The following is a 12,749-nucleotide window of genomic DNA, read 5'->3' on the forward strand; positions in this document are numbered from 1 at the left end:
AAGAGAAAACGCCAGAGAGCGACCAGGCAGAGAAGCAGGTTACGAGGTGGACTGGGCCCGTTTGGCGTTTACGCGAGCCAGGTGGCGCTGCACCTCTTCAGACTCAGGGGCATCGGCGTATGTCTCCTGGATCTCGGTATACACGCGCTGCGCCGCATCGAGATTACCCGCGGATTCGTAGGCGCGCCCGGCGTTAATCAGGTAGCGCGGTGAGAGGGAGGCACTTTCGACGTACGAGGCGGCCTGCTCGTACAAGTCGGCAGCCTCGGAAAACTCGCCCCGGTCTTCAAGAATGGAAGCTTCGGCGGCCAGAGCACTGGCGCCAACCAGATCCTGGTCTTTGTCGAAGCGCTGCAAGTACGTCAGGGCTTCGTCGGGCATGTCGTTGCGCAGGTAGGCATTCGCAACGTAGAAGGTGGCCAAGTTGCCTGCGTTGGTGCCGCTGTAGGTATCGGCAATCTCAAGCAGGCCCATCTGGCTTTCGGTGCCCTGCAGCGCCTGCTCGTAGTTGCCCGCGGCATACACGCGCTCAATCTGTCCAAGGTGTTCCTGGGCCTCGGCCTCTGTCTGTTGTGCATTCCACAGGTAGAAACCGACCGCCGCGATGAGCACCACGAGCCCAGCACCAGCAGCGTACAACGTTTTCTTGTTCTCCTCAAAAAAGAGGATACTCCGGGCGTACAGATCGACAATGGCGTTCGAGCGCAACTCCTTGCGGCGCGACGAGGACTCGGGGGCTTTGAGCGCAGACATACAGCGGGAAACGGTTCAACAGGAAAAATAACAGGACGAGACACGCACGCAGCGTTGCATCTGCATGCTACAACATTATGGTGCTTGGGGCACCCCGTAGGCAAGCCGTAGCAGCACGGAATGTTTCTACTTGATATTCGCGTACATGCCGCCAAACGCTCTTGACGCATGGCACGGTTGCGCCCTTCCTAAATAATTTGCACCTTAGAGCCTGTGTTTGGGTTTTGGTTTGCAGGCGAGAGCGAGCGCCGCTGAGGCGAAAATTGGACCAGGATTAAGGTTCGTAGCCGGAGCTACGGGCCGAAATCGGGGGCAATTTGCACCAGGGGCATGACCTTCGGCCCCAGTCCAGTGGAGCCGCTCGCAGCGCCCTGACCGTAGGGAAGAAGTACTCTCGGGGTGCCCAAATTAAGAAATCAAAACAGGTTCTTAAAGCCGCTTACAGACTATGCCTGGTGCTTGCACGTCAGTCTTGCGTCCGAATAAGAAAGCTTAGCACATGATGCTGAACATTGCGTATCCGTACGGGTGCATGTTGTGGTATACATAGCGCATCGGTGCCTGCATGGGGGCAGAGAGAACGGCATACGTTTGCGTAACGAGGGGCAAGAGTCGCTCCACGTATGCCTTCCCCCACATAGCCCCCTACAGTCCGGCTGCACGAAGCCGCGCAGATGCGCCCTCAACGCGAGATGTGTTCCTGTGCCGCACCTCGTTGCATCTTCAATGATTTATCACTCAAGACCATCTCACTCATGGCTACTACACTCGGTATCAACGGATTCGGCCGCATTGGCCGTCTGGTGCTGCGCTCCATTGTGGAGCGGGGCGATACGGATTTTGAAATCGTAGGCATCAACGACCTGACGCCGGCTGCTACGCTGGCCCATCTGTTGCAATACGACTCGGTGCATGGCACCCTTGACGCTGACGTGTCGCACACCGAAGATTCGATCACGGTGGGCGAGATCACAGTGCCGGTCTTCAACGAAAAAGACCCGGCGAACCTGCCGTGGGACGAGGTCGGATGCGACATCGTCGTCGAATCAACCGGCCTGTTTCGCACGCGCGAGACGGCGAGCAAGCATATCGAGGCTGGCGCCAAGAAGGTGGTCATCAGCGCCCCCGCGAAAAGCGAAGTGGATGCCACGATCGTGCTTGGCGTAAACGACGAAATCCTCACCGGCGATGAAACGATCGTATCCAACGCCAGCTGCACCACCAACTGCCTGGCTCCGCTCGTGAAGGTGCTCGACAACGCCTTTGGCCTGAAGCACGGCCTCATGACGACGGTGCACGCATATACCTCGTCACAGAACATCGTGGACGGTCCGCATGGCGACCTGCGCCGTGCGCGCACCGCTGCTGCCTCTATCATCCCCACGTCAACAGGCGCTGCCAAAGCAGTTGGGTTGGTGCTGCCCGAGCTTGACGGCAAGCTCGACGGCATGGCCATGCGCGTACCCATCCCCGACGGCTCCATTACGGACCTGACGGTGCATGTCGACGACGCCCCGTCGATTGATGCGGTGAACGAAGCCTTTCAGGAGGCCGCTTCGGGGGCAATGAACGGAGTGCTTGAGTACAGCGAGGCCCCGCTCGTATCTGCCGATATCATCCACAATCCGCACTCGTGCATCTACGACGCGCCCTCCACAATGGTGGCAGGGGAGCTCATTAAGGTGACGGGCTGGTACGACAACGAATGGGGCTACGCCAGCCGCGTTGTCGACCTGGCTGCCAAGATGGCCAAGCTTTCTTAAAGTAGCGACTGGCCGTACACGCGCCGGGGCGTTCACCCACGTCCCGGCGATTTTGTTTTCCGCTCGTAACACGTTTCCCCCTCCGTCATGAAAAAGCTCACCCTCGACGCCGTGAACGTGCAGGGCAAGCGCGTGCTCATTCGCGTCGATTTTAACGTTCCGCTTACTCATAACGATGACACAAATCGCCCTACCGTGGCCGATGACACCCGGATTCGGGCCGCGCTTCCCACCATCCGGCATGTACTCGACAAGGGCGGAAAGGCCATCCTCATCAGCCATCTGGGCCGTCCCGGCGGTTCGCCCGATCCCGACTTGAGCCTGGCGGCGGTGGCCGACCATCTCGACACCCTCATCGAAGAGCGGGTGCGCTTCTCCAGCAATACCACCGGCGATGCGGTGCAAGAAGCGATCGATGGCATGGGCAACGGATGCGTCATCCTGCTCGAAAATACGCGCTTTGACCCGGGCGAAAAAGCCAACAGCGACGACTTTGCCGACGGCCTGGCTGCCCTTGCCGATATCTACGTCAATGATGCGTTCGGAGCCGCACACCGCGCGCATGCCTCCACCGCTGGTGTGGCCGCCCGTGTGCAGCCCGCCGTGATGGGGCGCCTCATGGAGAAAGAGGTCAAAATCCTGACGCAGGTGCGCGACAATCCCGAATCGCCCATGGTGGCCATTCTGGGCGGGGCCAAAGTATCCGACAAGATGGGCACGGTGCGGCGCCTTGCCGAAAACGCGTCGCACATTCTTGTTGGAGGGGCTATGACCTACACCTTCATGAAGGCCATGGGCCACGATGTAGGGGGCTCGCTCGTGGAGGAAGACCGCCTGCAGCAGGCCAAGACCCTTGCCGACGAAGCCAGTTCGGTGCTGCATCTGCCCCAAGATCATGTCTATGCCGCGTCGATTGAAGACAACACCCCGGCAGGCGTAGCCGAGGGCGACATCCCTGAGGGGCAGTTGGGACTCGATATTGGACCGGCTACAGTCAAAGCATACGCCGACTACATCGCCGAAGCCGAAACCATCATCTGGAACGGTCCCATGGGCGTCTTTGAAACGGAAGCCTTCGCGCAGGGCACGCTGGCCATTGCGGAAGCGGTAGCCGAGGCCACCGACAACGGGGCCTTCTCGGTTGTGGGCGGCGGCGACTCGGTGTCTGCGCTCAACGTATCCGGCAAAGCCGATCGCATCAGCCACGTCTCCACAGGGGGCGGGGCCATGCTGCAGCTGCTGGAAGGTGCTTCGCTCCCTGGCATAGACGCGCTTACCGACGCCGACGTGTAAACGCTGCACGCCCTCGCTTGCTTGAACAAGGTCAACGTGCCTATGAACATGGATTTTTGGCTTCCGCTGGCTGCATCAGCCGGACGCATCCTCGTTATTCTTGTGCTGGCGTTCCTGGCTATTAAGGCGGTAGATCGCCTCATTGATCGGTGGAAACGACAGGTGGAAGATCTGCCGCCGCTCAATCCCAAACGCCAGCGCACCTACACGCTCAGCAGCCTCATTAGCTCGACCGCTCGCTACATCGTGTGGCCACTGGCCGTTATTATGGTGCTCAGTGAGCTGAACATGGACATCGGAGCGCTCCTGGCCACCGCCGGTATTGCGGGGCTCGCTGTCGGATTCGGCGCACAAACGCTGGTGCGCGATGTCATATCGGGCATCTTTCTGTTATTCGACGACACGCTGCATGTGGGCGACTCGGTCCGCATCGGAAGCGACGTGGGGACCGTTGAAGAGGTCAACATTCGCCTCATTAAGGTGCGTAAGTTCGATGGCGAGCTGCTGATGATCCCCGCAGGCGAGTTGCGCACCTTCGGCAACCGAAGCGTCACCTTCAGCCGGATTGTGGTGCCGGTCGGGCTGTCGTACGAGCAAGATATCGACAGCATCTTGCCGGTTATGCAGCGCGTGGCCGATGCCTGGGTCGCCGAGCAAGATCCAGAGATTCTGGTTGATGAAGAGGCGTCCGTCCAGGCCATCAATGATTTTGCGGATTCGACCGTCACCGCCCGCATCATTATGCGCGTCAAACCCGGCGAGCAGTTCGAAGCTGAGCGGCAGTTGCGCCTGCGTCTGAAGCGCGAGTTCGACCGCCTCGGCATCGAGATTCCGTTCCCGCGTCGCACGATCTACACCCGTACCGAAGACGACCTGCCCCCGCCCACCATTGCCGATGATGCGTCTTCCAGCGACGCGTCTGTTGCCGAAGCCGACGGGGCCGACTAATCGCACCCGCATCCCGTAGTCCTTTTACATCGCCTGCTTGCGTCCATGCCACACGCTATCTCCGTTGACGGATTGGAAAAAACCTACCGTAGCGGGCTGTTTCGCCCAACGACCGTCAAGGCCCTGCAGGGCGTGGATCTGGCGCTGGAGCCGGGACGCGTATTTGGCCTGCTGGGTCCTAATGGCGCGGGCAAAACAACGCTCGTAAAGGTGCTGCTGGGCATCGTGAAGGCCAGTGCAGGCACGGCGCAACTGTTTGGCACGCCGGTGACCGATCATCAGGCTCGGCAGCGTGTGGGGTATCTGCCCGAAAAACATACGTTTCCCGAGCTCCTTACCGCCCGGCAGATGCTCGACGTGTACGGGCAGATGGGCCGCGTGCCCGCCGAACACCGGGCCACACGCATCCCCGACCTACTCGACAGAGTGGGCCTATCGGCCCAGGCCGAGCGCAAGATTGGGACCTTCTCGAAAGGCATGCTTCAGCGCGTGGGGCTGGCACAGGCGCTCATGAATAGCCCCGATCTGCTCTTTCTGGATGAGCCCACGGACGGCGTCGATCCGGTGGGCCGCCGCGCCATTCGCGACCTGCTGGTGTGGCTGCGCGACGAAGGGACCACCATCTTCATCAACTCGCACCTGCTCTCAGAAGTCGAGAAGGTGTGCGGCGAGGTTGCCATTATGAACGAGGGGGAACTCGTGAAGCAAGGCGCCATCTCGGAGCTTACTGCGGTGGAGCGCGAGTACCGCCTGGTGTGCACCCCCCTCCCCGATGATCTGTCCGAGTCAGTGCACCAGCGGCTCACTCCGCTCAACAATGAAACAGCCCCCGACGGGCTGCAGAACTGGCGCGTGGCCTCAGACACTCGTGCCGACCTGAACGCACTCATCGACACGCTACGTGCTCACGATGTCGAGATTGAGGCGATTGATCCGGTGCGCCGCTCCCTCGAAGACTACTTCATTGACGTGGTCTCGCCTCCTGCCGCTTGATTGCCGTACGCAACGGATCCGCACGGTACGGCCTTCTTCGTTCGCATGTATCTCATCTGCTGCATTCCATCATGCAACCCACGCTCGGCCTCATTTACCTCACATTTCGCGAGCTCTGGGCCAAAAAAGTGGTGCTGGGCCTTTTCCTGATCAGTTCGCTCCTGCTGGTCATGGTTGCATTTGCGTTGAACCTGGACGTGGTCGATGGCTCGCTGGCGGGCCTGCGCCTCTTTGGGCAGACGCCGGACACCGTGGAGGGCCTCTCGCTGGAGCGCCTTGTGTTCGGGGTCGAAGCCGCTGTGGCCGGGGCCGCGTACTGGCTCGGCATCCTGCTGGCCCTGTTCGCCACTGCTCCGCTCATAGTTTCGATGCTCGAACGGGGTCACATCGACCTGCTGCTCTCCAAACCGATGTCGCGCCCCACGCTGTTCCTGAGCCATGTTGCAGGCGTGTGGGCCGCCGTCGCTGTGCTTACGATCTACCTGCTCGGTGGGGTGTGGACGATTATGTCCATCAAAACCGGTGTGTGGAACGGCTCCTTCCTCATCTCGATTGGGCTCGTGGTCGTTATGTTTGGGGTGATGTACAGCACCGTGGCGCTCATGGGGGTGTGGACGGAGAGCACCGCGCTGGCCCTCATTGTAAGCTACGGGCTCATCTTTGCATCGCTCGTACTGGCCGGACACGAAGCGATTGTTGAGGAGCTGGGGCTGGTCGGATCCACCGCGTTTAGCGTGCTCTACCACATCCTGCCCAACTTTGCAGAGGTCACCACCATGGTCGCGAACCTGTCGCGGGCCGAGCCGGTCACATCCTGGTATCCACTGACCTCCTCGATTCTCTTTGGGCTTGTGGCCTACGCCCTGGCCACCTGGCAATTTACCCGCCGCGACTTTTGAGCATGCGCCGAGTGTCCAACCGGCCCCCTCAATATAGCAAGTTGCTCTGTAACAACAGCGCAGGCCCGTTCGTCTGGTGGGTGATGCAACCGCTTCGTTCTCCGACCCATGCCCCGCCCACCTATGACGCTCTGCCCCCGTTTCTCATCTGGGCTGCCCGTGCTGGCAGCGCTGCTCCTTGCCCTTGGTACGCTCGCCGGGTGTGGACCCAATCCGCCCGAACCCTCCGACGATACCCTGAGCGCGCTTTCCGTCTTCCCCGCCGACGTGCAGAGCGTGTCGATGATCGACTTGCAACGCCTGAAGGAGGATGCGGGCATCTCGTTCTTCGGCGAGCGCGGTATCCAGCTTACCTTGCTCGATAGCGATATCGTGTTCGACCCGCTCTCGCGCGAGCAACGCGCCGACCTGAACACGTTTATCGAGGCCTCGGGCTTTAACCCCGACACCGACCTGCAGTCCGTGTACGTGGCAGCCTCGCCCATGGGCGAAACCGTCGAGATGGAGGCCCCACTGCTGGTGCTCAACGCGCAGTTTGAGCGCGATCGTCTGGCAGCCTCCCTGGCCGATGCCACCGACCTGGTAACGCCTGTTGACACCGAGAGTGACATGCCCGTGTTTGCCTTTGCCGATGCAGAGCGAAACGCCAACGAAGCGCGGGCCGACGATCGCCGCATGGCGCTGCTCGACGACCGTCGTATTGCGATCGGAAGCCCTGCCGATATTGGCGCGCTGCTCGACCGCATGCAATCAGGAACCGGCGGATTCGAAGCCAGCGCCGACGACCGAGAGCTGATTGGCTATGCCTCGGCCAACAACGCTGCGTGGTCGGTTATCCGTACCATGCCTGAGCAGATGGGCAACATAGGTGAAATGCTCGATGGCGACGCAAGCACCTGGCAGGAGCGCATGGCGCGCGTGGCTACCGTCACACAGCAGATCGGCATAGGCGTCTCGCTAACGTCCGAGGACGTGCAAGCCCGCCTTACGCTCGCTGCGGGCGAGAACGCCAGCGATGTGCGCAGTGTGCTTCGGGGGCTGGCGTCGGGCGCACAGGCGTACGACGATCTGTCGGAGCAGCAGCGCACCTTCTTGCAAGATCTGGAGATCAACGACACCGGGCGTTTTGTGCATGTCGATATGCGGAGCACGCAGCGCGCACTGGCCGAGCTCATGATCTCAGCGCGGTAGTGACGAGGCGATTGCTGTAGAACTGTAGCATAGCGGAGTGACTCATGCTCACGCCGTAACGGGGTGGGCACACATGGGGGCGTCGTGGCATAAGAGCAAGCCCTTGTTGAGTTCTGTCCCACGCGCACTCCACACGTGCTTATGGTCTACACCACGCCGCACCGCTCCCTGCCACGCCCCACCGATGCTCCAACTCGTCCGCGCCCCGACCGCGTGGTGCTAACAACGCCCGCGCACTTCGACATAACGTACGTCATCAACCCGCACATGGAAGGACATGTGGGCTCGGTGCAGTCTGATGTAGCCTGGCAGCAGTGGAAGGCGCTGCGTGCAGCGTACACGGCGCTCGACATGGATGTACACGTCGTAGACGGCGCCGAGGGGCTGCCCGATATGGTGTTCTGCGCCAACCAGACGCTTCCCTACTACAACCCTGAAACCGACACCGCAGGCGTAGTCCTAAGTCGCATGCACGCCCCCGAGCGCCGCGACGAGGTGCCGCACTACCGCGCCTTCTTCGACGACCAGGGCTACGCCGTGCACACGCTTCCGAGCGAGGTCCCCGGCTCCTTTGAAGGCATGGGCGATGCGCTCTGGCATCCCGGCCATGCTGCGCTGTGGGGCGGCTACGGCTTTCGCACCGATGTCGACGTATACGAGGCGCTGCACGATCTACTCGGCGTGCCCGTGTACGCGCTGCACCTCGACGACCCCGACTTCTACCACCTTGATACTTGCCTCAGCGTGTTGGATGCCGACACCGCACTCTACTATCCGAGAGCGTTCGACGACGACGGGCGGGCGCTGCTTGAGCACGGCTTCTCGACGCTCATTGAGGTGCCGGAGCACGAAGCGCGCAATCTCTTTGCCTGCAACGCCCACTGCCCCGATGAGCAGCACGTGCTGATCCAGGAAGGCTGCACCATCACCGAATCCAGCCTGCGCGAAGCGGGGTTCACACCGGTACCGCTCGACACCAGTGAGTTCCTGAAAGCAGGTGGATCGGTCTTCTGCATGAAAGTAATGGCGTGGTAGCTACAGGGCGCGCTCCATAAACACGTCACGCCTTACAGGATGCAGACGCACATCTCTTTCTGAGATTGCTCTTTGCGATGTTGAGCTCATACTCATTGCGGTAGGTCGTTGCAAATCAAAGACGTCTGCTGTATTTATGAGGGCGTGCCGCACTCTTTTCCCCCGCTTCCCTCCGCTTCATGAACGACACTGCAAACGAGAGGCAAACGCGCCGCGAAGTCGTCGTCGATGCGGTGATGCTGGTGCTAATTGTGGCGAATCTGGCGCTCATCGTGTTCGACTGGACGTTTGAGTACGAGCACTTCCGCACGTTGCTACAGGCAACCATTCCCGCGGTAGACGAATTCTACGCGACGAAGGTCGACCCCAACTTTCTGCTGTACGACCTGGCCTTTGTGGCCGTGTTCGTCGTCGAGATCGTGATACGGTGGGGGCTTGCCATCTACCGGGGCACCTACCGGCGGTGGTACTTCTACCCGCTGGTGCACTGGTACGATGTGCTGGGTTGCGTGCCCGTGAGCACCTTCCGGTCGCTACGGGTGCTGCGCATTGTAGTGGTGATACGCAAGATGCAGCGGCTGGGCTTGGTCGACCTAAAACAGACCGCAGCGTATGAGACGTTCATCTATTATCGCGATGCGTTCCTGCAAGACCTGACTGATCGCGTGGTGTTGCGTATTATTGGCGGGATCCAGGAGGAGGTTGCTACAAGCGATGCGGTGGTTGAGCAAATTACACAACAGGCCATCTTGCCTCGGCGCAACGAGCTTATCAATGCGATGACGCACCGCCTGCAAGCTGCTACTGCCCATGCGTATGACCAGTATCGCCCAGCCTTCCAAACGTACTTGGATGGCGTCATCACGCAGGCCGTGCAAAACAACCGGGAAATCAGTACCATTGGTATGATTCCTGGGGTGGGATCGACCATTGCTCGCCTTTTAGAGCACGCAATCAGCGACATTGTGTACAACGTGCTTAACCAGATCATGGATGACCTGGGCGAGCAGGCCCATGACCAGGTGCTTTCCGACATTACAGCGCTTTCGGCAGATGCGGCATTTTCTGCGGAGCATGAGCAGGAAATCAATGAACTGGTGCGCGCGCTGATCGTGGAGTCGCTCGATGTCGTGAAAAATCAGATTCAGGTTTACGAGTGGACGCCTACACGTCCCTCTACAAACGCCACTCCTGATGCTGACCCGCCGATGCACCCTTCAACTGCTTCATCTCCTTAAACCACCTTCTTGACTTTATGGCCGGATTATACATCCACATCCCGTTCCGAAACCGCGATCGTGCCTACGACGATGCTTTTGTCTCGGCAAGAACCGATGTGAACTATGAGGCCTTCACCGATGCTATGGCCCGCGAGATTTATCAGCAGGCCGAGTCGCATGGAGGCGAACTGCCGCTCCGGTCGGTGTACGCAGGGGGCGGACGTCCGTCGCTGGCTCCGCTGGAAGCCATGGTGCCGCTGCTCCGTGCAGTTAACCAATTCGAAACCGACCACATCGACGAGGTGTCGGCTGAGCTTTCGCCTCGCGATGCCACGCAGCGCTACGTGAAAGGGCTTACCACCATGGGGTTCAACCGGCTGGTGGTGTCGGCGCTTTCGTTCAACGATGCCGAGCTGAACGTGATTGGTGCGCCCCACACAACTCATGATGTCTACGAGTGCCTGAAGCATGTGCGGGCGGCGGGTATCGAGAACATATCGCTCGATGTGACCTTCGGGTGGCCCGAATCAACGCTCAACAGCTGGAAGCAAACCCTTGAAACGGTGGTCGAGTGCGAGGTGCCGCACGTTACGCTACTGGAGTGGCCCGCTCACGTCACCGACGAGGCGCAGGAGTTGCTTCGTACCAAGCAGTATCGCTATGCGCTTCAGTATCTGCAAGAACACGGTTTTGAGCCCTATGAGATCTCGCACTTTGCGCAGCCGGGCTATCGATCGAAGCATAACGAAAACTACTGGGCACACGGCAGCTTTCTGGGCATCGGGCCAGCGGCGCATAGCTTTTGGTGGTATCCCGAGTCCGAAAACCCGCGCCGCTGGGCTAACGTGCAAGACGTAGAGGAGTATGCCCACTTGCTGGCGCAGGGCCAGTCGCCCGTGTCAGTACGTCAGGCTGTAGATCGGAATACGCTCGCTGAAGAGTATCTTATGCTGCGCCTGCGCGTTATCGAAGGGCTGGATATGACGTACTATCGCCGTCGCTACAGCGTAGACCTGAAGGCGGAGCATGGGGCGCTGCTTGATCGCCTGCACGAGAACGACCTGATCCGTGCGTTTGACGACGACCGGCTGCGCCTGACCGATGCTGGCCGTCTGGTGTGTAACCAGATTGTGCGACGCCTGCTTCCTGAATAAAACGTGTGTGCCGCCATGCCCATTCGCACTGCTACCACACCCCTCGAACTCGACACCGTGCGACAGCTCTTCCGCGACTACGCCCGCGAACTGGAGGTGGATCTCTGCTTTCAGGATTTTGAGGCCGAGCTGGACGAACTGCCCGGTCCCTACGCATCGCCCGAAGGCGCTATGCTCCTGGCCTACCGATCCGACACCGATGCGCCCGAACAGGCCGTGGGCTGCGTAGCGCTGAAGCCGCTCCCAGACGAGGGTATGTGCGAGATGAAACGCCTCTATGTCATCCCCGACGCCCGTGGTGAAGGCTGGGGGCGCATCCTGGCCGAGGCGATCCTCACCGAGGCCCGTCATCGCGGCTACACGCATATGCGGCTCGACACGCTGGCCTCGCTCCACGCCGCCCGCGCCCTCTACCGCAAACTTGGTTTTACGGAGATTACGGCGTACTATGAGAACCCACTGTCCGACGTGATCTACATGGAAACCCATCTGTAATGCCGTACGCTCTGCAACGCATCTCCAGCCTGTCGCTCGTAGGGGCCGTGCTGCTGCTCGTAAGCATAGGCGCAGGGGGATGCGACGATGCGGCGCCCGACCGCGGGTCGCCCTCGAATCCGCCCAGCTTTCGCCACGACGGCACGCTCACGTTCCTGTCGGCAGAAGGCGACAGCCTGACGACCATCGACATCGAGATTGCGGATACCAACGCGGCCCGCGCGCAGGGGCTCATGTACCGGCGCTCCATGCGCTACGACCGCGGCATGCTCTTCGTGTTCGACGAACCCGGCACCGGCGGCATGTGGATGCGCAACACGCCGCTCCCGCTCGACATGATCTTTGTAGATGCGGATGAGGAGGTCATCAACATCGTAGAGCGCACCACGCCGTTCTCAGAGGAGTCCGTTGCGCCCGAGGCGCCGCGCAAGTACGTGATTGAGGTGCGCGCCGGATTCGTGGAGCGCCATAACCTCGACGATACCGCTCGCATTACATGGCGCCGCCTCGATTCGTCTGACGAAGAGGCGTGATGCCAGAGACGTTTGCGTTGGGGGCGCTCCCAGCACCGATAGCGTTCGGTGCAAGTTATCCGGCTACTGGTATATTTGCTCCATCACGTAGCGTTGAACCGCTACCCAATTCGTGTCCACCCGCTACCATTTTTTGTCCCTGGGGCGAACGGTCCTCCGTTCGATCGTCCCAATCGTGCAAATGTAATCACCCTCTTTGTTTGCTTCGTTGCCTATGTCGATTTTCCTGCGTCTCTCCGCGTCTGCAACTGTGCTCTGCTTTGTACTACTGACCGGAACCGTGCTCACCGGCTGCGGCTCCGATAGCGACACTGGCGAGCCTGGAACTGAACAAGACACCACGGGGCAGGACATCGAAGACCCCATTCCGTTTCGGCCCGACGGCACGCTGCACATCCTGCAAGAGAGCGACACGCTGCGCACCATTGCGGTGGAGATTGCAGATACAGACTCCTCCCGCGCTCGCGGACTG

At 60.4% G+C, this 12,749-nt stretch carries 12 protein-coding genes and 1 pseudogene; 12 read left to right on the forward strand and 1 reads right to left on the reverse strand.

The features are described 5' to 3' along the window. Positions 1 to 39 precede the first annotated feature (39 nt). Positions 40 to 753, reverse strand: a complete 714-nt coding sequence (locus tag CRI93_RS10020; RefSeq protein WP_245850449.1) for a YfgM family protein — start codon at positions 751 to 753, stop codon at positions 40 to 42. Positions 754 to 1,508: 755 nt separating this feature from the next. On the opposite strand from CRI93_RS10020, the gene gap reads away from it, so the two are divergent. From gap to CRI93_RS10080, 12 genes and pseudogenes are all read left to right on the forward strand, one after another. Then, the gene (gap, locus tag CRI93_RS10025; protein WP_098062499.1) at positions 1,509 to 2,516 is read left to right on the forward strand and encodes a type I glyceraldehyde-3-phosphate dehydrogenase; all 1,008 of its coding nucleotides are present in this window, start codon (positions 1,509 to 1,511) and stop codon (positions 2,514 to 2,516) included. 87 nt (positions 2,517 to 2,603) lie between these two features. Further along, on the forward strand, positions 2,604 to 3,809 hold the full coding sequence (locus tag CRI93_RS10030) for a phosphoglycerate kinase (protein ID WP_098062500.1): 1,206 nt from the start codon (positions 2,604 to 2,606) through the stop codon (positions 3,807 to 3,809). A 48-nt stretch (positions 3,810 to 3,857) separates the two neighbouring features. Beyond that, a complete protein-coding gene (locus tag CRI93_RS10035; protein WP_245850451.1) occupies positions 3,858 to 4,757 on the forward strand; it encodes a mechanosensitive ion channel family protein in 900 nt (299 codons plus the stop codon). A 45-nt stretch (positions 4,758 to 4,802) separates the two neighbouring features. Continuing rightward, positions 4,803 to 5,750 (forward strand): ABC transporter ATP-binding protein, encoded by a 948-nt coding sequence (locus CRI93_RS10040; protein WP_098062502.1) that lies wholly within the window; start codon positions 4,803 to 4,805, stop codon positions 5,748 to 5,750. A gap of 71 nt (positions 5,751 to 5,821) precedes the next feature. Further along, positions 5,822 to 6,649, forward strand: a complete 828-nt coding sequence (locus tag CRI93_RS10045) for an ABC-2 transporter permease (protein ID WP_098062503.1) — start codon at positions 5,822 to 5,824, stop codon at positions 6,647 to 6,649. Between the two features lie 108 nt (positions 6,650 to 6,757). Beyond that, on the forward strand, positions 6,758 to 7,840 hold the full coding sequence (locus tag CRI93_RS10050; RefSeq protein ID WP_141491659.1) for a hypothetical protein: 1,083 nt from the start codon (positions 6,758 to 6,760) through the stop codon (positions 7,838 to 7,840). 141 nt (positions 7,841 to 7,981) lie between these two features. Next, on the forward strand, positions 7,982 to 8,875 hold the full coding sequence (locus tag CRI93_RS10055) for a dimethylarginine dimethylaminohydrolase family protein (RefSeq protein ID WP_098062505.1): 894 nt from the start codon (positions 7,982 to 7,984) through the stop codon (positions 8,873 to 8,875). Positions 8,876 to 9,054: 179 nt separating this feature from the next. Continuing rightward, a complete protein-coding gene (locus CRI93_RS10060; protein WP_098062506.1) occupies positions 9,055 to 10,113 on the forward strand; it encodes an ion transporter in 1,059 nt (352 codons plus the stop codon). Positions 10,114 to 10,130: 17 nt separating this feature from the next. After that, positions 10,131 to 11,249, forward strand: a complete 1,119-nt coding sequence (locus tag CRI93_RS10065; protein ID WP_098062507.1) for a coproporphyrinogen-III oxidase family protein — start codon at positions 10,131 to 10,133, stop codon at positions 11,247 to 11,249. Positions 11,250 to 11,264: 15 nt separating this feature from the next. Further along, a complete protein-coding gene (locus tag CRI93_RS10070; protein WP_098062508.1) occupies positions 11,265 to 11,744 on the forward strand; it encodes a GNAT family N-acetyltransferase in 480 nt (159 codons plus the stop codon). Then, entirely contained in the window at positions 11,744 to 12,277 is a 534-nt protein-coding gene (locus tag CRI93_RS10075) for a DUF192 domain-containing protein (RefSeq protein ID WP_098062509.1), read from the forward strand. Before CRI93_RS10070 ends, CRI93_RS10075 begins: the two co-directional genes overlap by 1 nt. Before the next feature lie 214 nt (positions 12,278 to 12,491). Then, positions 12,492 to 12,749 (forward strand): annotated as a pseudogene (locus CRI93_RS10080) (hypothetical protein); the annotation flags it as partial.

This window comes from Longimonas halophila (assembly GCF_002554705.1).
GTDB lineage: Bacteria > Bacteroidota > Rhodothermia > Rhodothermales > Salinibacteraceae > Longimonas > Longimonas halophila.